This is a genomic window from Microcystis sp. M049S2 (assembly GCF_020245625.1).
GTDB lineage: Bacteria > Cyanobacteriota > Cyanobacteriia > Cyanobacteriales > Microcystaceae > Microcystis > Microcystis ichthyoblabe_A.
Window position 1 is genome coordinate 1 of the sequence record NZ_JADBUN010000131.1, and the last position, 22137, is coordinate 22137.

At 47.3% G+C, this 22137-nt stretch carries 19 protein-coding genes; 5 read left to right on the forward strand and 14 right to left on the reverse strand.

Annotation, left to right across the window (positions count from 1 at the left end; genetic code table 11):
• Positions 1 to 141 precede the first annotated feature (141 nt).
• From IM496_RS11035 to IM496_RS11055, 5 genes are all read right to left on the reverse strand, one after another.
• A complete protein-coding gene (locus IM496_RS11035; RefSeq protein ID WP_287661931.1) occupies positions 142 to 2496 on the reverse strand; it encodes a GH116 family glycosyl hydrolase in 2355 nt (784 codons plus the stop codon).
• A gap of 258 nt (positions 2497 to 2754) precedes the next feature.
• Positions 2755 to 3198 carry a DUF3531 family protein gene (locus IM496_RS11040; RefSeq protein ID WP_194016456.1) on the reverse strand — a complete coding sequence of 148 codons (444 nt, stop codon included), beginning with the start codon at positions 3196 to 3198 and terminating at the stop codon, positions 2755 to 2757.
• A 95-nt stretch (positions 3199 to 3293) separates the two neighbouring features.
• A complete protein-coding gene (locus IM496_RS11045; RefSeq protein ID WP_002732964.1) occupies positions 3294 to 3875 on the reverse strand; it encodes a CPBP family intramembrane glutamic endopeptidase in 582 nt (193 codons plus the stop codon).
• Positions 3872 to 4930, reverse strand: a complete 1059-nt coding sequence (locus IM496_RS11050) for a DUF3326 domain-containing protein (protein WP_287661932.1) — start codon at positions 4928 to 4930, stop codon at positions 3872 to 3874. The genes IM496_RS11045 and IM496_RS11050 overlap by 4 nt, the downstream gene beginning before the upstream one ends.
• The gene (locus IM496_RS11055; RefSeq protein WP_002734354.1) at positions 4927 to 5103 is read right to left on the reverse strand and encodes a DUF8621 family protein; all 177 of its coding nucleotides are present in this window, start codon (positions 5101 to 5103) and stop codon (positions 4927 to 4929) included. Before IM496_RS11055 ends, IM496_RS11050 begins: the two co-directional genes overlap by 4 nt.
• A 343-nt stretch (positions 5104 to 5446) precedes the next feature.
• On the opposite strand from IM496_RS11055, the gene IM496_RS11060 reads away from it, so the two are divergent.
• The gene (locus tag IM496_RS11060; RefSeq protein ID WP_194017631.1) at positions 5447 to 6001 is read left to right on the forward strand and encodes a Uma2 family endonuclease; all 555 of its coding nucleotides are present in this window, start codon (positions 5447 to 5449) and stop codon (positions 5999 to 6001) included.
• An 810-nt stretch (positions 6002 to 6811) separates the two neighbouring features.
• On the opposite strand, the gene IM496_RS11065 is transcribed toward IM496_RS11060, so the two are convergent.
• From IM496_RS11065 to IM496_RS11095, 7 genes are all read right to left on the reverse strand, one after another.
• Entirely contained in the window at positions 6812 to 7807 is a 996-nt protein-coding gene (locus IM496_RS11065; protein ID WP_194017629.1) for a DUF2278 family protein, read from the reverse strand.
• Positions 7808 to 7850: 43 nt separating this feature from the next.
• Positions 7851 to 8333, reverse strand: coding sequence for a protease inhibitor I42 family protein (locus IM496_RS11070; RefSeq protein WP_002757540.1), 483 nt, complete (start codon positions 8331 to 8333; stop codon positions 7851 to 7853).
• A 125-nt stretch (positions 8334 to 8458) separates the two neighbouring features.
• Positions 8459 to 9271, reverse strand: coding sequence for a C1 family peptidase (locus tag IM496_RS11075; protein WP_194017625.1), 813 nt, complete (start codon positions 9269 to 9271; stop codon positions 8459 to 8461).
• A 206-nt stretch (positions 9272 to 9477) separates the two neighbouring features.
• Positions 9478 to 12780 (reverse strand): protein-glutamine glutaminase family protein, encoded by a 3303-nt coding sequence (locus IM496_RS11080; protein WP_002757536.1) that lies wholly within the window; start codon positions 12778 to 12780, stop codon positions 9478 to 9480.
• The gene (locus tag IM496_RS11085) at positions 12773 to 12958 is read right to left on the reverse strand and encodes an alpha-amylase family glycosyl hydrolase (RefSeq protein ID WP_287661937.1); all 186 of its coding nucleotides are present in this window, start codon (positions 12956 to 12958) and stop codon (positions 12773 to 12775) included. Before IM496_RS11085 ends, IM496_RS11080 begins: the two co-directional genes overlap by 8 nt.
• The gene (locus IM496_RS11090) at positions 12882 to 13232 is read right to left on the reverse strand and encodes a hypothetical protein (RefSeq protein WP_228009683.1); all 351 of its coding nucleotides are present in this window, start codon (positions 13230 to 13232) and stop codon (positions 12882 to 12884) included. The genes IM496_RS11085 and IM496_RS11090 overlap by 77 nt, the downstream gene beginning before the upstream one ends.
• Before the next feature lie 352 nt (positions 13233 to 13584).
• Entirely contained in the window at positions 13585 to 14034 is a 450-nt protein-coding gene (locus IM496_RS11095) for a type II toxin-antitoxin system VapC family toxin (protein ID WP_194016434.1), read from the reverse strand.
• A gap of 213 nt (positions 14035 to 14247) precedes the next feature.
• Between IM496_RS11095 and IM496_RS11100 the strand changes: the two genes are divergently transcribed.
• The 4 genes from IM496_RS11100 to IM496_RS11115 are packed head-to-tail and all read left to right on the forward strand — an operon-like array spanning position 14248 to position 20597.
• Positions 14248 to 15099: a hypothetical protein gene (locus IM496_RS11100; RefSeq protein WP_287661933.1), complete on the forward strand. Its 852-nt coding sequence runs from the start codon at positions 14248 to 14250 to the stop codon at positions 15097 to 15099.
• A gap of 11 nt (positions 15100 to 15110) precedes the next feature.
• A complete protein-coding gene (locus IM496_RS11105) occupies positions 15111 to 16970 on the forward strand; it encodes a caspase family protein (RefSeq protein ID WP_287661934.1) in 1860 nt (619 codons plus the stop codon).
• On the forward strand, positions 16960 to 18060 hold the full coding sequence (locus IM496_RS11110; protein ID WP_287661935.1) for an AAA family ATPase: 1101 nt from the start codon (positions 16960 to 16962) through the stop codon (positions 18058 to 18060). Before IM496_RS11105 ends, IM496_RS11110 begins: the two co-directional genes overlap by 11 nt.
• 8 nt (positions 18061 to 18068) lie before the next feature.
• Complete coding sequence (locus IM496_RS11115; RefSeq protein ID WP_287661936.1) at positions 18069 to 20597, forward strand: formylglycine-generating enzyme family protein; 2529 nt, start codon at positions 18069 to 18071, stop codon at positions 20595 to 20597.
• Between the two features lie 647 nt (positions 20598 to 21244).
• Here IM496_RS11115 and IM496_RS11120 read toward each other — a convergent pair.
• Together IM496_RS11120 and IM496_RS11125 are read right to left on the reverse strand one after the other, a co-directional pair.
• On the reverse strand, positions 21245 to 21661 hold the full coding sequence (locus tag IM496_RS11120) for a helix-turn-helix domain-containing protein (protein WP_044034084.1): 417 nt from the start codon (positions 21659 to 21661) through the stop codon (positions 21245 to 21247).
• A complete protein-coding gene (locus IM496_RS11125) occupies positions 21627 to 21932 on the reverse strand; it encodes a type II toxin-antitoxin system HigB family toxin (RefSeq protein ID WP_002752609.1) in 306 nt (101 codons plus the stop codon). The genes IM496_RS11120 and IM496_RS11125 overlap by 35 nt, the downstream gene beginning before the upstream one ends.
• Positions 21933 to 22137 lie beyond the last annotated feature (205 nt).

Genomic DNA, 22137 nt, shown 5'->3' on the forward strand with positions numbered 1-22137 from the left:
CAGGTGGTCAACTACCTAATTTTCAGGGAAAAAGTACCTCAATTTTCCCCCTGATCACTCCCATGCCTGGTACTTTTTGATTGACAAAAAGTCTAAAAGTCTTACCCAACAAGGTTTTTAGATTTATTCAGCAGACCCTACTTATCCCTGAAATTCCGTCAAAATCCCATAGATAGCCCAGATAGCCATGGCGCGTAAATAATGACAGGCGCGAAAAGTTCCCACCGATGTTATTGCTTCCGGTGTGCGAAATTGTAAGCCATTTTCATAGACTTGTTTCACCACCGCTTCTGTAATTTGCCATCCCTGCTTTTCCATTCCCATTTGTAGTAAAAAAGCCACCAACCCAAAATTAATTCCTACCCAAACTTCCAAGGGATGAGTTGCCTCGGGATTTTCGGGAGTACCATCGGGTTTTAAACCATTTGCCGCCCCAAATTTTCCCCCATGAAACTTGAGAAAACAAGCCTGATAAATCTTACTTAAAGCTGATTGCGTGTATTGATTTTCTACCACATCCGGTAAAGCCAATAAACGAGCATAAAATTGACCGCATAATTGGTCAGTCATCACCACATCGGAACCACTACCACTATCTAAATTATAATATTCTCCATTCCAGAGAGTCTGATGATAAATAGCGCGAGATTGCTGTAACCAACTGGCAAAAATTGCCGTATCTTCTCCAAGAATTGCCCCAATTTTAATCGTTGCTTCTAGAGCCGCTATCCACAAACCACCGCAATAGGCACTAATTCCCTGTAAACGCCAATCATCAAAAGTTTGGTCTGGCGCGCCGGAATTTTCGGGAATCCCATCGTTATCAAGGTCAAAAGTTTTTAAATATTGCAAAGTCAGGACAATTGACGGCCAACATTCCCGCAGAAAATCTTCATCTTTAGCCCCCGTTAATAAATAATCCCGATAGACTAATAAAACAAAATCACTGCCTAAATCTTTCCAGAGATTACAATCTTGATAACTGGTGTAATTGCTCTTTTGCCAAGGGTGTTCATTGGGCGCGCCTAAATCGTGGGGAGTGGCATTTTTAGCCTTACGAATGGCACTAGCTTGGTTATATCCAATAATCCGAGGAGTGTCGTCACTGCTGGGAATTGCCCTCGCAAAAGCTTCCATGACGGCCTTTTCTAAGCGCGGCCATAACATCAATAACCCAAAGGAACCATAGAGACGCACATCCAGACTTTCATACCAACGATAATCTATACATTCTAAGACCCCAAATTGACCGATCGCATCCTGTTCCGTGGCTGCCGTCCAGAGAGTGCCGCCGTCAGTTAGGAGGTATAATTCGTTAAATAAAGCCATTTTAAACCAATCAGCCAGATCGCTGCGTTCTAGGATCGGTTTTTGCCAGTTAATAATATTTTCTCGCCATGTATCGCCGTGTTTTAAAGCCGTGCGTACCATCGCCCAAGCATTTTGACCATTGCGACCGAAAAAGTCCGTATAACGACGATAATAGTTAATTCCTTGGGCAAATTCGGTGACTGGTAAATCCCAAGCTAAAATAAAAGGAATTTTGCGAGTTTTCCCTGGACGAATGGTAAAACGAATCGCCATGGCCGTGGCCGTTTCTTCCCCTTTTTGGGCGGGGGTTTCGTCCTCAATATCCGGTAAAGAGCCATTCATGGCGAAATAGTCCCAAACTTCGCCCCCATCGCCGGCAGGGTTCCATTTACCCCGATAAAATACCTCTAGACTTGGATTAGTGATAGTGGCAATCGCCATCTGTCCATCCCCTTCCCCGGGGTTTTCGTAATCCCGACGCATTAGACAGCCAACGCGGAAATTATCGACAATCCATTGATTATAATTACCCTCACTTTCCCCCCATTTTGATTGATATTCATAGACGGGACTGCCATCATCTCTCACCTTAACCACTGGGGATTTAATCGCGTTAGTAAACCAACCGATTGTATTTTGCCAAGTCAGCATAATACTAATAGTAATCGGTTTATCGGTGGGATTATGAGCCGTCCATTCAAATAGGGCTATAGGATAACTACTTTCTTGATAATTATGCGCCCAAACCGGTGAGAATTGTTCGCAAATTAATTGAGTCTGAAAAACATCTTTATACTCGTACCAACTGCGGGGATAAAGGGCCGAATATGTTCCCTTTTCGGCTGGATACCACGACCAGCGCGATAAAGTTCCATCCGTCGGGCTTTCCGTCGCCATAGCGTAGGCTTGGGCGCTTCCGTCTTCTGTTTGTTCAAAAATGCTAAATTGACAGGCAGGAAGGCTATTAAAACTGTGTTCACCGCCGTCCAGATGCCAGAGGTTAAAGTCACCTTTGGGGGAACGTCCGATGCAACCGGCCCCAAATCCCCCCAGAGGCATCCCATGCCAAGGACCATCATCTAAATTGCTGGCGTAGCGGACGCTGTAGGGTTTTTCCCAACCTTTGCCTAGAGGACGTTTCCAAGCGGCGGCGGGAATTTCTGGAAGGGAGACGAGATTAAGCATAGATGTTTTTAAGTGGGGTGTGGGAAGTGGGCAAGTGGGGTGTGGGGAAGTGGGGAAGTGGGGAAGTGGGGAAGTGGGGAAGTGGGGAAGTGGGGAAGTGGGGAAGTGGGGTGTGGGGTGTGGGGTGTGGGGTGTGGGGTGTAGGGTGTGGGGTGTGGGGAGAATAAATAAATAAATAAATAAAAATAATCTCCTGACTCCTGACTCCTGACTCGGAGAATACGGACCCCACCAAGAAACTTTTTCAGTAAACCCTAATTATTCGCTAAAGAGATAATTGCTGCGATCGCTTACTGGCCAATCTTGATTTTCTCCCCCGATAATTAAACGTTTAATATCGACAAAATCCTTACTTAATTGGGTCAAGGCATTGATTAAAATATCTAAAGCAATAAGATCGCTAGTACCGAGATCAAACCAACAACGTCCCCAAGTACCTAAGTATTCAAAATCGGTCATATTGTGCATCGGTGACATAAAGGCATTTTCGGCTATATCTGGATCGTATTCCATATAACTAATATCGACTCCCACCTCCTGTACCTGTAGGTTTTCGGCATTGAAAGCCCCTAATTTACCCAAATAAAACCAAGAGGCAAAAACTTCTTCTACATACTGCTGTTCCATATTCGAGGGAACTGTGGAAAATTCCAGCCAAAACCAGACATCAAAAGGATTAAATTCGCGAAATTGCACTTCCATTTTTTTTATAGGAGACAGGAGTAGTCACTGATAACTGATAACTGATTACTGATTACTGATTACTTACCCACTGATAACTGATAACTGATAACTGATTACTGATTACTATGCTGTAATTTCCAGAGAAAACTAGCGAGGAGATTGGTGATAATATGAGCGAGGATCGGGATTAATAAATTACCGGTGATGATGACGGTATAACCGAGGGCAAAACCGACAACAGTTGCCCAGATAACATAGGGCCATTGTTGGGAACCGCTAAAATGGAGGATGCCAAAAATTAGACTAGAAACGGTTAAACCAAAGATATTTAAGCCCAAAGCTGGCAAAATCACCCCGCGAAATAATAATTCTTCACTTAACCCCGGCAGTAATCCAATCCAAATTAAATCGGGCCAAGCTAAAGGTTTAATGACTAATTCTAAGTAAGAGTTAGCACTATGGCGATAACTAGACCAAAAACGATAGAGAAGCCCACTAATTCCACTAATTGCCCCCGCTAAGGCTAATCCGAACAGGAAATCTGGGAGAGTCCAGCGAATGGCGGGAATAGCGATCGCACCGAAATATTGCCAAACTTTGGCGACTACCAGCAAGATAATCGCCGTTACCGCCATAATGGTGAGGACTTGTGTGCGTGTCAGGGGATCAAATTCGGAATTAGGGGAATTAGTCACGGATTCTCGGATAAACAGCGTAAAGAGTTTAAATTAGGGCGAAGAGATGCGAGGCTAACCCCTGCCCGTTGACAAACGATCGCACCGATCGCCTCCATATACGAGTGTACCCTAATTGCTTTCACCCCTAGGGGTTCCGGGGCCACCTTCATTCTTGTACTATTTTCCTCGACAGCAATCAGTACAGTTTTTTCTTGACAAAAACTCAATACTGTGCTACAGCCGCAGGCACTGGCGGGAACGATCAGCGCGTCCACCTCCCGGCGCCAAATAGCATCGGGACTGGGCTGCTTGACCAATTGGGGGGCGCGACTTAAACCCACCAAAACGCAGGGTAAAAAAGTATAACCGATTTCTTCGGCCGCGGACTTGGGGGAAAGTTGCGGATCGAGGGGCAGCGGACTTAAAGCGGGAGCGTGGGCCGCCGGTATTTGGAATTGTCGGACCACCAGATGGGAAATTACCGCTTCGGCCCCGGCAAGGGGATCCACCCCCTGACCATGGCGATAATTAGCCAGGGCAATGCTATCGGGATCGTCGGGAAAACGGGCAACAATGGCGATCGCTTCCGCCCGGCCCTGGTTAATCAGTTTTTCTGCTCCCCGCAGCAAGCTGTCGGGATTGCCAATTGTTCCCCAACTGGCCCCGGAGGCTGCCTCTCGCAACTGCACATTCAGGGGGGCATCGGTGATAACGTAATCGGTCAGATCTAAGCCTAGGGTGGCCCGGACAGCATCGGCAGCCTGAAGGTGTCTTTGCAAGAGGTCAAATTCAATGGCGCGATCAAATAGTAACCCGATACGATTTTGATGGACGGGACTTAATCCCCAATCCCCCCGGGCAAAACGATCTAAAGCGTAACCCTCTACATAGTAGGTGTTGCCTAGGGGCCAGTACAGTTGTGCGCCGTTGAGGACATTGGGATGGGTAATTAGGCGATCGCAAACTTGGGCGATCGCTCTGGCCACGGGAATGCCATCCCCGGCATAACCGCCAATCGCTGCCCCGATGCCGGTGGGAATAATTAGTACGGCGGTATAGGGACGGGAATTCACGAGGCAGTGGTGACAATCGCTTCGACTTTGACTTGATTATTCTCGGTATCCACTTCTGTGATTGCCCAACGCAAGGGTTCACCGCGTTTGGCTAATTCTTTTTCGATTTCTTGCTGCAGTTGTTGCGGGGTTTCCTGTAGGTCGATTTCGGCACTAATAAAGTGAGTGGTCATGGGGATTGTCTGGGATAGTTATCCCCTCAGTTTATCAAGATTTTGCCCTCTTGCGCTGGCTTATCGGCTCTCTGGGTCAGGAACCACAAAGAGACAAAGGACACAAAGATTGATCGCCGCCATATAAGTTAAGGGACTTGCGCTTTGATAATGTACCTTTTGGGCGAACGCAGTTCGCCCCTACATTGTGGACAAAATCCGTTACTGTAGGGGCGCAAAGCTTGCGCCCTCCGATCGATTGGGATATTATTCCCACGCAAGTCCCTAAACTGATCACACAGACAATAAGAGAGCCAGAGCCGTTCTCGTACTATGATTAATACTAGGCTTTCCCCTAGAGATTATGATCGCAGTTCCCAACTACATCAGTCCCCAAGAATATCTCGCTATCGAGCGCCAGAGCCAGATCCGTCATGAATACCGACGTGGTTTGGTTTATGCGATGGCCGGCGGTACGGATAATCACGATCGCATTGCCCTTAATCTACTCACTCTGGTTAACCTGCATTTCGGCGACTCTACAGACTGTCGGTTTCACTCGGGTAATGTCAAGGTTAACTATCAAGATCAGTTTTATTACTATCCCGATGCTTTTGTTACCTGCGATCCTCGCGATCGCCAAGATCGTTATCTGAAACGCTATCCGAAACTGATCGCGGAAGTGCTTTCCCCCAGTACGAACGCTTTTGACAGGGGCGAAAAATTCCAAGATTATCAACAGATAGAAACGTTAGAAGAATATGTATTAATTTCCCAAGAAATCCAGCGCGTGGAATGCCGTCGTCGTAATTCTCTGGGGATATGGGAAACGACTATTTACGAGACAGGCGATCGGGTAATCCTGTCAAGTATTAACCTAGAGTTAGCGATTGCCGATCTCTACCGGGGAATAGATTAAAGTTTGACATACCCCACGCCGTAAACGGACGTGGATTCTTCTAGCATCACTGCTGAGAATTTCTGGCTCAACGAGTCCACTTGAATTAGATTCCTGGCGAAATCCCACCCAGAGGTGGTTCTCTCCTCAGACTTTCGCGACCTTACAGAAGCCTGTTCTCCTATGCCCTACGATACCAGTTCAAAACCTCTAAAATAATTGGTTTCTTTGGTACTTGACGCTGAGAGCTTTTACCTATAGGAGCATTCCCCTATAGAACCCCATAACTCTAGTTTTCAAGGCTTCGGCCGTGAGCTTTTGCCGAACGGTGCGTTCATTCGGCGATGACTGGGTTTTTCAAGCGGTTGCTTACCCTGCCCGCTATTCTTAATATCATACATCCTATAAAATCGCCCTAAAGGGGCGAGGCTTTAAACCCAATTTTTCGGTAAACTACTCTCAAGGTCGTTGAGGCCTTGCTGCTTCAAATGGGAATGGGGCGTTGCTGAATCAAGGTATGAATGCCCACTGTGCATCGTATCCAAAAGTTAGTTTGGGTCTAGGTTTTAAAAATCCCACAAGAGAAGATTCATACTAAATCCAGTTATTAAAAACTGATTATTTATTCTCCCCTTTGCCTTTTGCTTGTCTGATATGTTACCTATACTCAACGGATTTAGTATCATATCTCAAATCAGCAACGCCAAATATCGCACCTCCCGTCAGGGGCAATTGCGATCGCATTTCAATTCTCCAAAGCAGTGATCGTTTCTTTTCTTCTCAATAAAACTAACCTTTCAATGGACAATTGGTCTGAATCTCGGTTTCGATTCAGAACACGATTATCCATCCCTGCTTCTGAGCTTGTTCCTTGGTATAGGAAACCCCATGAACTTTGATGCCCCCAGCATTTAGCAGCGTGATGATACCTCCCTCGTTGGATAGTTGTGCGTCCGCCCCGCCCAATGGTACCGTCACGATGCTCCCTGCTTTGAGGCGGATGTGGCGCAAAGGAGACTTGCGCTTCTGCTTGTCTGCCAAAGACCAACCGTTTAGATCGACAACATCCGGCGAAATATTGATCAGCGTCACCGACTCCTTGCCTGGATCTGCTCCCATCGGATTCACCAGTGCCGCCAGAATCCTCACGGCTGCCTCCACTGGCACCTCTTTAATAGCATCGCCCGTGCGATCATCGGTATGGAAAGATTGGGACTGGAAGGCAAGAAAGATGCCGATCCATTGGTTGCGGGAGGGGAAATAAATCAGCATTGCGCCATCCTGATAAACGCCGTTATCCCTTTGGAATCTGCCCACACTGCCCTGATTCATGTGGATGTCGTGAATACCGCTGCCTGGAACAAAATCAAAGTATTGGTCGGGGGTGGTCGGTTCTGGCCCCCAAGAGGCTCCGAAGGCGTACAAAACCGCATCTTCAGCTTGAATAGCCCGCTGAACGTACAAGTCAATCAATTCCTTTAAGTCATTGCCAGGTCCGGGAACGTCCGGGGGCAATGGCTTCATGTCTTCGGGACGGAACAAATTCCCGCGAATAAAATCCAGAGCCACACCTCCGGGTTGGCTTTCCAGTTTGTGGAATCCTAAACTGAAGTTCGCTAACTGATTTAAGATTGGGTGTTGAAAGGCATCATTGACTAGATACAGCAAATCCGAAGGGCTTTCTTGGGATTTGACGTTGATGGCGATGCGGTGTTTTTTCTGCCCATCGCTTACCAAAACCTGATAATGGGGCGAAGAATCGGTCTGGGGATCGATTTTGCGTTCCAAAGCCCGACATTTTAATACTCCATAGGTTGCTAGAGACATTTTTTCAATACCTCCTTTTGAGATAATCAGCACTAGGACTCAATCACTGAACCTGAATATTGACTGTGAACTGCTCAATTCCTCTAGTCTCAGGTTCCCATGAACGCCGCCGCCTGAGTTGAATCTGAGCCGTTCCAGTGGACTTCGCCCTAAAATGGAAGGTCCGCGTACCCCCACCGCCTGTACCAGATCCGGGTGCTACCGAGTAATCTGAACCGGGGAACTCGACAAGCTGATTGTCAACTCCGCTGATTTCCCAATGATAGCCGGTAGTGGGGTTTTCTGGGAGACGGATGGCAATTAAATCGCCCGCCTGCACCTCGAATGTTTTCCCCTGATCGCTGTCTAAAATTACAATTTCCGACATACCAGAATTCCTTCCTAATGAATTGTCACTATTACAGGCTGCATGGGCCGGGTTAGCTACGAGACAGATTAAGATCATCCCCAGGGTCAAAGCTATCCAGCGTACAGCAGTGAGGTTTAAATTGCTCAAATCCTTGAAAGTAGATTCGCGTTGAAACATGGAAGTTTTGAGTTAGAAATGAGGTTGGGAAACAGGTTAGATAAGCTTTATCACCCCTGCTCCTCCGAAAACAGTCGCATTTAATCAGATTTCCCTATCTCCTCAAGATAGAGTTTTGAGATAGCCTACGGTTCATTTTCCACTTGACGAATCGTCCAGAAATCGTCAGCTAGGTTATCGTCCAACAGATAAGCATAGGGGATGGTAAAGTAGCCTTGCATTCCCCAGTCTTTCCCCCAGGAGTTGCGGATGATAAACCGCCGTTGGCTATCATCATAACCGACGGCTAACACGGCATGACCCCCCAATAATTGTTCATTGGGAGACGGCATGGGGACGCGACCTGTTTGTTTCACCTCTTGACTTTCAAAGCTCTCGTAAACACTGAACCCAAAGACGAAGGGATAGCCGGATGCTAAACATCCCTTCATCTGATTGAGGTTTCGCACTAGCCGGCTGTAAAGAATTGCTTGGTGTTTGGCCGCGACTTCATAACATTTTGGGGTAGGTTTTTTAATAAACCTGACCTGATAATCAGGATCGTAGGGCCAGATGCCCTCAGGTCCCGGATGCTGTTTGGTTTTTTCCTCTGGACAAGCGCCTTGCTTGCCAACGCTTTTAATGCCATCACGAATCATGGCGCCGCTATCTTCGTTCACAGTCCCTTCCATGACCCGTTCGTTGTAGTAAATAAACAAGCGGGAAGGGGTAAAAATATCCGTCAATTTCTGCTTCATTTGATCGAACTCAAGGGCACTAGCAATGGCATTGGCGGTACAACTGCCCAACTGTTCTTGATCGTAGATGTGGGGACAATTAGGGCGGAGATCGACCTTGGCTGGTAAAGCTCTCAGTGCCGTAACGGGTGCAGCGTAAAGCAGATCTCGATGATCTGGTAAGTCAGGAACCCATCCATAACGTTTGTTTGTGCGTGTCATTTTTTCAACTCCTGTTTAATCTAAAAAAGATGTGAACTTTCTACTTTGTGGCATGGACATCTCAGAAGTACGATCGCTTCTTTCCTGTTTCAAAAACTGCGATCGCATTGTTGTCAAGTTGAGTAGCTCAAGGGAATTTCACCTCCTGTTGGATTTTAGCGATCGCGTATTGCCTTTTCAAAAAGCGATCGCCTTCCTCAATAAGCTCAGAAACATTTTCGAGAACGTCCGATCAAACTTGCGATAGCTGTTAGAGCAACAGCGCCACAGAGAACTGGTACAAGTTGCGGTGACGATGCTCCAAGTAGTACCAAGATTGCCAGTATCAAGGCACCAATGCCTGCACCCGCCACAATAACCCGCAGCTTGCTGCAAATATTGGGCTGACACTGAATGACCCAGGTTAAGGCGATCACAGCTAGGAAGACTGCAATCACTGCGACAGTTACCCAATTGGTCATTATGCCGAGGGCAACGATGAAAATTGTCAGTGAGACGGCACAGATGATAGCTAATGTTCGGCAGAGCCGTACTTTCTGCCAGTCTCCAGTCGGTGATGCTTCAACCTGGCTAGAATCGCCACCGAGCGCGTCAACCCGATTAGCAATCTGTTCAACATAACGGTTGAAAACAGGGAACCAACGGTTATTTTCGGGGATGGACTGCTGAACCCAGCGGAGATTGGATAATATGCGTTCTTCCGGTCCGAGCATTTCCTCTTTCGTCCGAACCGGAATCGTAAGCTGGAATGTGCCAAGGATGCGCCGCCATTTCCTTGAATGTTCTACAATCGCCAGGTTTTCCGACGGCGAGTCTTGCAGACGTGGCTCAATCGGAAGTTCTTTGCCTGTACTCGTCACTTGCCGGACAACTACCGTGAAAACCTCGTCTCGCCTTACTGTTGGGGGTAAATCGATTGACAGCAACCCGGCTAAATTGGTGTCCGATCCGGGTGGAATGGGTATATAGGTGATGCCATCCGTCGGGCAACGCAGAGTATGATCGTCGATCCGAATCAATCGGTGTGATCTGTACATCTGCACGGCCATTTCCAGGATATGGGTGACGCTGACACTTGGCAGATAGAGGGTTGCAAGGCTTCCGACTGGGGTGTTTCCCCAGTCAATCATCAATTCGTCCGGGATCTCATCAGGACCAAGATTTGCCCGTGTCGGTCGGATGTCAAAGGTATTGGGGATGCGGCGGGATGCGAGGTTGCCAGGATTTGGGGATTCAACGATCATGAGATTCCGCTGGGCGAGTTTGTCAGAGGATCCTGGAGTCGCATTGGGTGGAATCGGATCGGGATCAAAGGCAATTTCGGCAACGAGACACTGGTGCTTGTTGCGGATATGTTCATAGATTGTTTTACGATCCGCTGCTGGATAGGGTCCATCCATCGGTGATGCTTGGAACGGAAACTGAGGTTGGGAGGACTGGTTGATGTCTAACCAGCAACCGAAGTAGTTGTAACTCTCTGCCCCTGTTGTGTCGGGTTGAAGCGTCTGCACATTCGCTGGGTCAGGTTGGTCGTTCAGGGTCTTGGTTGGATCCGATGAATCAATTCGTGGTGCGGCAAAGCAGGGAATACTGATTACCTCGCCGCCCGCAATTCCTCCCTGAATTCCAAGGAGCGGGATGATCGTGCCGGCTTTTCCGCCGCGACGGTAGGTCGTTGACTGGTTGTATTCCAATGAGGTCGTCGAGGCTGGGAAAAGTCGAAAGAATACCCGCACGTCTTTCGCCTCTTTGATTTTCGATCGATAGTGTACCCGAGCGATCGCAAAGTTAAAAACAGGCGTCAGCGTCCCGTTGACTTTAACTTTTTCGGAGAGTTCTAGTTTGGATGTCTGCTGATCGATGGAGATATCGTCAAAGGTCTGTCCACCAGTGGTGCCATTGTTCAAGTTGGCAATCACTTGCTCGATGAAGTCCGGAGCCTGATCGGGCGCGTTCCCCATGGTCTTGCCAAACTGCGACTCGCCTGCCTTAATTTGGAACACCCGCAGATCTCCGCTCAACCAGGAAACTGGACCATCGACTTCGTAGGGATTGGGCTGCTTGATCAGGTAGATGGTCGCGCTACTCGACACAGTTGCGATCAACGCGGTAAGTGTTACATCCTCCACGTCGTTGACAAATCCGTCGGTGCCTGTGAAGCTAATCTGATAAGTCCAGGTTAATCTCTGCCGACGTTTGAGATGGCTTGGGTCTTCCACGTCAAGCGCAACCGCCTCGGCTGTCATTTGAGCGATGCTTGGGGCGATCGTCAGTGCAGGCTTGATGTTCGGCACACCAAACAGCGTTGCAGATGTGATGCCAAGCTCTTGGGCAGAGAAGCCATCGACAATCACATAAAAAGCTGCTTCAATCACTGCCGCCTGTCCAGGCTTCAGCATTGCTGCAATCTCGTCTTCACCGAAGGTGCTGCGATCAACGATAAAATGGCAGGACTTGACAATCGGACAAGCATAGGGTGAAGGTCCATAGTCCTGGCATAGTCCATCTAATAAAATCCTGTACTGCTCCATGTCGTTGTTGGCTTGAGCTTGCGTCGCTGTCCCTCCGCTGGGCCAGTATTGCTCCCATAGAGAAGGTGTCAGTGTTGCACTGGTGTCAGTCTGGCGTAATCGCCATTCGTCGGGAGTAACTGGTTTATCGCAGAGGGAAGGATCGATGACCATTTTCAGATCCGGCCCGCTGGGTTGTTGAACCATCAACGTCGGTGCTACGTGCCAACACCAATGCACTTCGCACTCAGGCACATTTGAGCTAGGGGCAAGCAAATTGCAACCCGCAGAATCAATCCAGATTTTTTCGGGGGTTTCTCCCTCTGCTATCATCAGATAGCACATCAGATGCGCCCTGATCCAGCATCCGTTATAGGGGAATTTGTAAGGAATGCAGGGATCGGTAGAGGAGCAGGGCACACAGGATTTCGCTTGCATCAGATTAAACAGTTCGACTGCCCTATCCCATGTGACGGGCGGATCGGGGGCGGATGGAGCCGGTGGCTCGGTAGGGCGATCAATGCCAAAGGATTGAGGGAGCGGTCGGACATCGATAATTTCAAAGTTTTGCTGGGTTGATGTAACCAGAATGGCAGCATCGTTCGCCAGTGCCGCTTGAAGTTCATTCAACATCTTCTGAAAATCCGGATGATTGCGCGGCAGATAGTGGCGGGCTTGAGAAGTATAGAAGGTAACATAAACAGCTTCTTCACTTTCATTTATTCGCCAAACCTTGGCAGCTTCGGGAACAGATAATTTTGTGATGATATTTGTCTCAGAATCGATTTCTACATAGACTGGCCTGTTATTTCTCTGAAGGTAATCAACCATTCGTGCCCAAACCGTCGCAGGGGGATAGCTTAGGTCTAAAAGACCTACTCGATCGCCTTCAAAGTTCACCGTCATAACCTGTGATTCTTGGGATGGAAGGGATCTCAGAATTTCCCTAGATGGAGACAGTTTCCTGATCTTATCTATCAGTGCATTAGAATTAGACATTTTTAGTTCCTCCGTATGTAGTTGATTGTTCTATAGCGGTTCTCACACCTGTGCCGTAGCTGTGATAAGTTTCCCGAAACCGAACCTGTTTAAAAATAGGGCTAATCCAGAGTGCCGTCACCCCCAATCGTTTCAGATAGCCGATTTTGCTCTCTAACCCCTTGAGCGTCCCTCCCACATATTTGACTCCTGCTTCGCGCTGCTCGGGCTGCATCCGCCTCTGTTTTCACGGCATTTTCCGCACCAGCGGCACTGTAGGCTGGGGTTGTCCCGCTCCGGACTAAATTCCCCTCGTTGTCCTTGTACCCGTTTTCACGACCATCGGAGAAGCGATCGAGCATCAAGAAATAGAACGCTTGGTCTTCCCAGGCGATCGGCGACGGGAACAATCCCCCCGCTGGTGATAGGGATGCAAAATTTAGTTGGCTTAAGCGTTGAACGGTTGTCGTCATGGTATTTTTCCTCTCAATTTTTCAAACTCCTCATCCTGTCCGCCGCTCTTTCAATTCCTACTTAAAATGCTTTTTTCTGGGGATGAGGTCGTTGGTTTATTCCCTCTTTTTTGACCGTCTTCATGTATATTTTTTGACTTTCTGATGCTCTTCTTATAGGGTAAAGTGAAAGTATAGTAAAGCGCTGTCAAATTTTCAAAACTTAATTTTTCCGAGTCTGTCCACTCACTTATTTTTAACAAAGGTTAAGGACTCCCTCTCAAATAGTTTTTGATAAGTTCGATTCTTCCTTTTGGCTTCCTGGTATCTCTTGAAGCTACACTTTCAGCGATACCGAGCCGAAGCGATTTTTTTAAGATCGAATAATTGCAAAATCGGCGCTGCTATTTCCCGTTATCAACCCATCGACCGCATGAAAATGCTTGTCATAACTAAATAAAGCCAGATTATATTGTAGAGCCATCGCCGCGATCCACATATGGTTAGTGGGAATCGGATTGCCCTTTTTCCTCAAGTCACAATAAACTCTAGAGTAATATTCGGCGGTATCGCAATCGATCTCGCGTAGCGAGCGCTTTGCGTTCGCAAAACAGTTAATTTTGGATATTTCCAAAAATTGCTTAAGTTCCCTTCGGTTATATTCCTCTCTAGAACCAAACGCAAAACCACCATATAATTCCTCTAAAATTACACTATTTAAACCAATTAAAGGCTTGTTACTAATAACCTCAACTGCTTCAAAAATATTACGTTTAAAAGCGGTGTAAGCGTTGGTATCCAGTAGAATCGGTCTTAGCTCCACAAACTTTCCTCAACCTCTCGAAAGGCTTCTGTATTTTGTAAAAAATCTATCTCATCCGCCTCTGTCCAAGTTCCGGCTAATTGAGATAATAAAGTCTGATCGGAATCGACATTATTTGTTTCTAAATCCTGCAATAAAAATTTGATCAGTTTTAACTTTTCATCTTAAAATTGAAAATTAACAGGGATAGGAAAGCCTTATAACTGGAGGATCATGGCTAAAATTGTCGGTGTTCATGGCATCGCGCAAGAATTTAGGGGTAGCAACACGATTTCTGCTGAGTGGTTGCCAAGTCTCAAGGATGGATTGAAACTCGCGGGAACCGAGTTAAAGTCCGATACCGATTTTCGTTGTGCGTTTTACGGAGATATTTTTCGAGGAAAATCGAAAGCGATCGGTATCCCGAACTACGATGTTAATGATGTCGATTCCGATTGGGAAAAAGAATTACTCCAGTTGTGGTGGCAAGAAACGGAACAAGTGGAAAATAATCATCCCAATGCGGATAGCCTTTTGAGAGAAAAATCTACCCCAAAAATTATCCAGAGAGCTTTGTCGGGGTTAAGTGAATCTCGGTTTTTCGGTGGCGTTGCCGAGAAATTGGTTATTTCTTATCTTAAGCAAGTGGGGAGCTATTTACACGATCGAAAGCTAAAACAGCAGATTCAAGAGCGAGTAATAAAATGTATCGATGAAGATACGCGGGTACTTGTAGCTCATTCTCTCGGTTCGATCGTCTGTTACGAAACTTTATGTCAGCATCCAGAATGGCCTATTAAAGTCTTTGTCACTCTCGGTTCTCCTTTGGGGATAAGACAATTAATTTTCGATCGACTGCAACCATCCCCCCGCAATAACCTGGGGTGCTGGCCCGGAAATGTGGAAAGATGGGTGAATATCGCAGACGATGGCGATGTGGTGGCGTTGACAAAGCAACTCAACCCTTTATTTGAGGGAACTGTCGAGGATAAGCCAGTTTATAATGGTTGCGAGGCTCACGATGCCAAAAGCTATCTTACGGCGGTTGAAACTGGGGAAGCGATTCGATCGGGGTTAATCGATTGATGGGTAATGGTATGGATGAAGAAATCAAGTATTATCTAATTGCTTGTGGGACAAAGGATTACAAGAACTTAGACCCTGACAAGCAATTACCCAGCGTCGAGACGGATTTAGAACTGGTAGTCGATCTGTTTACTCGTGATTTTGGATACCAGCGAGTGTTAACCGATTTAGATATTAATCCGAAAAAAGACGAAATTCCTCTCAAATTTGCTCAATGGCTTCAACAAAATTGCCGTGAAACCGATATTGTCATTTTTTATTATTCCGGTCACGGCGAGTATATACTGGGGGATAGACATTATCTTTTACTGGAGGATACCGATCCTAAACTAATTGGACAAACGGCTCTATCGACCGAAGATTTAGTTCGTCCTCTCAATAATGATGGGGTTCGGATAGCGCAGATACTGTATATTATCGATACCTGTTGCTCGCAAATGGGAGCGGTGGAAGTTACAAAATTCGCTGCTGGCTCGATCGGGATATATCGATCGAGCAAAGAAAAAAATATTGCCGTTCACACGATCGCCGCTTGTCGTGCCAAACAAGAGGCTAAAGAGAGTGTATTCTCTACCGTTTTGGCAGCAGTTTTGAAAGATTTTTGTCAACAGTCTCGTAATCGATATATTTCCCCCGGTGAAATTGTAGGCAAAGTTAATGAAAAAATTCCCGACTCAATGCCACAAGACGTTGTACATAACCTGACGGGATCTGAAACGGTTGCAAAATTTTTTCCAGTTATTCCTAAAACGATACGAACTTGGGAAGAAAAACGCCTTGAATTGACAGAAGAATTATTGAATGAATTTAAAAAACATTTATCAAAAAATTTACTTTTTATCAATTCATTTTTATTAAATAGTAAATTTTTAGAAGAGTTTATTTTGGACGATCTAGAACTTAAAAAACAATTAAAAAAATTATCAAACAAGCCGGTTATAGAGGGTATCTGTCCTCTCATAGCTTGTTCCGATTGGTGTCGAACTAGGTTATTAGAAGAAGATAGGATTAACCCGTCGATTGATGCTATCGAAGCTTGGCAGTCTAGGGTTATTAAGTATCGAGAAAATGCGGATTTAGATAAAATACAAAATGAAGTCAGGCAGTCCTGGGAAAAATTCAAGGAACGTATTAATCGAGAAGAGCTGAGACTTCAAATTGAAATAGAACAGGATCTCGATAAAGATAATAATACTGGAAGGGTGTTCAACTCATTTCACTTAAGAATGAATCTTTGGATTAAAAGTCAACATCGCCCCTTAGGAAGATTTGCTGAAAACGAAAAAATTGAATTAAATAGCGAAATAGAATCTTGTCCAGAAAGCCAGACATTTCTCGCTAATTTAATTCGCAAAGCTCGTTATAGTTTGCCGAACAAAGTAAAGCTAAATCTCGAAATTTTTCTGCCAATAAAAGTTTTAAAATACCCTCTGGAAGAATTTCAATTTAAGCGGGGTACAATGTGGAGATCCCTAGGATACGAGTATCCTGTTTTTATTAACTCCTTCGATCGCTATTTTGATGAAGATTTCCGAGAGATACGCGACGAGATCGAGGAGATCAAGAGAGCTTTATGGGAAAATAATAGCGATCTTGACCAGAAAGATTACTACATCGGAACCGAACCATCGATCGCCGATCTGGAAGATATCGTGGAATCCCTGCCGATCGCCGTCTGGAGTCGAAACGCCAATCAACCGATGACAGATAACGATCTAAAACCCTCGGAATGGAGAAACTGGCCTGATAATATCAAAGAATTACGCAGAAACAAGCGAAAAATCGCCCTTTTCTGGGACGATCTATACCCCAAACCCTCCCCGAGACCAAGACCTCTAAACACGAGAGTGGTGGAATCCAATGGCCAATAAACCAGTTACCAAACCAGAAGACCTTCGCATCTATCGGGGTTTGACCCTGAGCGCCGATAGTTTACCCACACCCAAAGAACAAAGAAAACACCTCGATCGCATCCCACCGCCACCTCCTTGGCGCAGTTTTAGCCTGTCCCCGGAAGAATGGACAAAAGCGGCAAAATCGCAGAAAATACCGCCCGAAGAGGGAAAAATCGACCCTAGGGCTTTAGGATTCGTCGCGGATAGGAAAGCGGTGGAATTGGTGAATGCTGCCCTCTGCTTGCGTCGTCCCCTACTGATCGAGGGCAACCCCGGCGCCGGCAAGACTTCCCTGGCCTACGCAGTCGCCCGGGAATTGGGATTACCCGGCCCCTACCGTTGGTCGATCGTTTCCCGCACCACCCTTAAAGAGGGTCTTTATGCCTACGATGCGATCGGACGGTTACAGGAAGCTTCCCTACAAAGACAGAAAGTGGGAGAGGGGGGAGAGTACGAGGAGCCGGATATCGGCAGCTATCTAAGATTAGGTCCCATGGGGATGGCTTTTTATCGATCCCTTCCAGGACGACCGGCAGTGCTGCTAATTGATGAGATCGATAAAAGCGATATCGATATGCCTAACGATCTCCTCCATATTTTCGAGGAGGGATTTTTTGAGATCCCAGAATTGACACGATTAAAAACCGGCGACCAATCGGTTCTTCCCTATCGCGGTCAACAGGATGACAGCGAGGAGAAAATCAAGATCGATCGAGGTTGTGTGTCTTGTCAGGAGTTCCCCCTAGTATTCATGACCAGTAACGAGGCCCGGGAGTTTCCCCCTGCTTTCCTGCGTCGATGTTTGCGTTTAAGACTCGAACAACCCGATAACGAGGATGATTTCTATCGGATACTAGAGCAACGTTTCCCCCCGGAGCGCCTGAATCAATTGGACGAACCGGCCAGAAATCTGATCCGGGAATTTCTCGATCGAATTAAACGCAAAGACAAACTAGCCACCGATCAACTGCTCAACGCGGTCTATCTGTTACTACAGGGAAACGACCTCACCGCCACCGATCGCCAATCGCTGCTAGACACCATCTTTAAATCCTTGCAAGGGTAGGGGGAGAGATGGAAGGGAAGAAAGCCATCTGGTGGGAAGACGAGAGGGAAATGGCAGAACTGATCTGGTGCGCTGCTTACCTCGATCGAATTATCGCGCCTTGGTCGATTGAGCAGCCTGAACAGTCGGAAGCAAACTCATCTAATGATCAGGAGGATAACCGGTCATCCGGCAGCGGTGAAGAAACCCCTCCCCCCGGAGCGATCGAGTCAACGCTCCCCGTTGCCTATCCCGAAAACATCGATCGCCCGACGCAGACACCCCGGAAGCGCGATTCGGTCGAGAGCGATCGTTCTTCTCCCGTTCGCGTCCCCGATCCCTTTCCGATACCCGAACCCACCGCCATCAGTAAGGCAATTCTCCCCCTAGCGCGTCGCGTGCCTGGATTACGGGCCGACGAGTTGGATATCGAGGTTACAGTGGAACGGACGGCCGAAGCGGGGGGATTACCGATGCTCGCTTTCCGACCCCCCCTAGAACGTTGGTTAGAGGTTCACCTGTTGATCGATCGCTCTCCCCCGATGGAATTTTGGGGAGATCTAGCGGGGGGAATGACCACCCTCTTCCGTTGGCAAGGCTTTTTTAGGGATGTGCGGGTTTGGTGGTTCGAGACCGGTGAAAATGAAGCTCGTTTGCTTTCCGGTGCGGGGCAAATCGAACGGAACCCTCGCAGTCTGGTTGCACCCTCTGGAAACCGACTTTTTATCGTCCTAACCGATACTTTGGGGAAAGCTTGGCGATCGGGGTCTGCCTTCGCCACCCTAGCGGATCTGGGAAAAGAACACCCCGTCACCATTGCTCACATTTTCCCGCAGGAGCTATGGCAACGAACCGCTTTAGAGGGAGCGATCCTCCGGCCTTTGATTGCACCGGGTCCCGCTTCTGCCAATGCAATACTGCAAGTGGGGGAAAGACTCCGCACGAAGCAGATTCTCTATCGGTTCCCTATTTTCAATCTATCCCCCGCTCACTTTGCAACCTGGGCGAAATTTATCGCTGGGAGCGGTGGTAACTCCATTCAGGGGGTTTTAATGGGAGCAACCACTGCGGGGGTGAATATGGGTGAAACCGGAGAAGAAGAGGCAGCCGCTCCGGAAGCGGAATCCCCGGAAGAGTTATTGAGAGGCTTTTTAATCGATGCCAGTCCTTTGGCCCGAGAACTGGCCAAAGTGCTGGCGGCCGTTCCCCTGATTCCTCCGGTGATGCGATTGGCACAGCGGCGATTTTTACCCGATAGTAAACATTGGCATCTAGCGGAGGTCTTTTTTAGCGGACTGGTCGAAAAATCTACCTTTAGTCCGGAGGGAGCGACGGTTACGGATGCTTGGTACGATTTTTACCCCGGCATTCGTCAGCTACTGTTGGCAGATAGTGCCAACCGGCGCACGATCGATATTTGGCGCGGCATCGGCGATTATATTCGCGACCATTACGGCGAATTTCGCGATTTTTCGGCTCTAATCCCCAATCCACAGGGTTCTCTAGCGGATGCAGTCAGCGATCGCTCTCTCTATTTCGCTGAGGTGGACGCGGCTGTTCTCCGCACTTGGGGGGGAGAGTACGCCGATATCGCCCAAAACATCGAGGAGAGAGTGAGGCAGCGAAAACAGGAAATCTTGACCCCGGAAAAACTCCTAAAATTCACCTTCGAGACCCTATACGTCGATAAACGGGGAGAAATTACCAAAACAGAATCCCGCAAGGCCTACTACTACCAAGAACCCCTAGGGGAGGGAATCGAACCCCTGACTATGGTTGCTATCCCGGGGGGAACTTTCCTGATGGGTTCACCGGGAGAAAAGGACGATAAGAAGTCTGAAAAACCCCAACACCCCGTGAGCGTCAGTGCTTTCTACCTGAGCCAGACTCTGATTACCCGGGCGCAATGGCGGTTCGTGGCCCACCTACCGAGGGAGGGAAAAGACCTCGATCCAGACCCTGCGGAGTTTAAGGAAAGCGATAACAACCCCGTCGAGCGCGTGAGTTGGTACGATGCGATCGAATTCTGCGCCCGTCTGTCCCGTCACACGGGAAAAAATTACCGTTTACCGAGCGAGGCCGAGTGGGAATACGCTTGTAGAGCGGGAACAACCACCCCCTTCCACTTTGGCGAGACGATCACGGCAGAACTGGCGAATTACAATAGTTCAAAGGTCTATCAACAAGAAAAGCCGAAACAATCCCCAAATAAAACCACCCCCGTCCGCTCCTATCCCCCCAACGCCTTCGGGCTGTACGATATGCACGGGAATGTTTGGGAGTGGTGTTTAGATCCGTGGCACGGTGATTATCAAGGCGCACCGCCCACAGACGGGAGCGTTTGGGACGAGACAAATAATGATAATCGTTATGAAAACTTATTAAATAGTATAAATAAACTCTTGACAGATGACCTATATTGTGTCTTGCGGGGCGGTTCCTGGGGCAACTATCCTTTTAACTGCCGTTCCGCGTTTCGCCTCAACGTCTTCCGCCGCGTCAACCGCAACGACAGGATCGGTTTTCGGGTGGTGTGCGGTGCTGGGAGAACCCTGTAACCCTTTTCCCCTTTTTTTCCCTCTTTTCCCTCATTCCCTTTTCTGGAATTTTTTTAGGCAAGCTATAGTACAAGTGTATTAGTTTAGGGTGTCAATTACCTGGGGTTTGGGGGTGGATAAGTAGCTGGTTATAATTAAATTAAAAATGGATTTTAGGTTCGATCCCCCTTAGGGACTTGCGTGGGAATAATATCCCAATCGATCGGAGGGCGCAAGCTTTGCGCCCCTACAGTAACGGATTTTGTCCACAATGTAGGGGCGAACTGCGTTCGCCCAAAAGGTACATTATCAAAGCGCAAGTCCCTTAGTACTAGGGTTGATTCATAGTAGGGTTGATTCATGAATCAACCCTACCCTTAGTCCCCCCTTAATAAGGGTGGTGCCGATCCCCCCTGCCCCCCTTGATAAGGGGGGTGCCGATAGGCGGGGGGATCTCCCTTGATAAGGGTGGTGCCGATCCCCCCTGCCCCCCTTGATAAGGGGGGTGCCGATCCCCCCTGCCCCCCTTGATAAGGGGGGTGCCGATAGGCGGGGGGATCTCCCTTAATAAGGGTCGTGCCGATCCCCCCTGCCCCCCTTGATAAGGGGGGTGCCGATAGGCGGGGGGATCTCCCTTGATAAGGGGGGCATCTGATAATTTTTAACGCCTACCTACTTAAAAACAAACTTGAGTCAACGTGAAAAAACTGTCCTAACTTTATAGCTTGTTTTTCTGTTATTATTTGTTGACCAATAAGAATATCAGAAACTATGGTTTTTGAACCTAGTATATCTGATAAATCTTTTTCTTGTAAGTTGTTAGCTTCCATGAGTTCCCAGAGTATTGAATGGGGTTCTGATTCTTCAAGGGGATAATGATCTTGTTCGTACTTTTCGATTAAAGTCAAGAGTAAATTTAACAAAGTGGTTTCTTCTAGACTGCGATTTTCTCGATGAGATAAGGCCTCAGCTAGGTTAATAGCCTGTTCGTTTTCTGCCTCGTTTTCTATCACTTTTGGTAGATACTTGGCTAGTAACCTTCCGTAGGTATCACGGTTTAAAGTAAGGGTCATTTTTCCACTCATCTTTGTCATACTCTGCGTGAGTCAAAATGTACTTGATATAAATTACTTGGTCTTTGTAAACGATATCTACAATTAAACGATAGCGATTACCTTTGATATTAAAAACCGTGAAATTACCAACAGCTTCCGCTTGAGAATACACAGCTTGAACTTCAGCCAGGTTTTTCCACTCTGCTTTACTAGCAATTTTATACCAAGTATTAATGGCATTAACAGCATCGGCGTGTTTTCCAGAAAATTGCCGCAGTTTTGTACGGCTGATGATGTGCATATTCTTATTGATTTAGAATAGCTCTTGTATTCTAGTTTATCATAGCCTTATTTGCGCCACCAACCCGAAAACCAACACCACAAGCGACGTAAGGGACTTGCGCTTTGATAATGTACCTTTTGGGCGAACGCAGTTCGCCCCTACATTGTGGACAAAATCCGTAAGGGACTTGCGCTTTGATAATGTACCTTTTGGGCGAACGCAG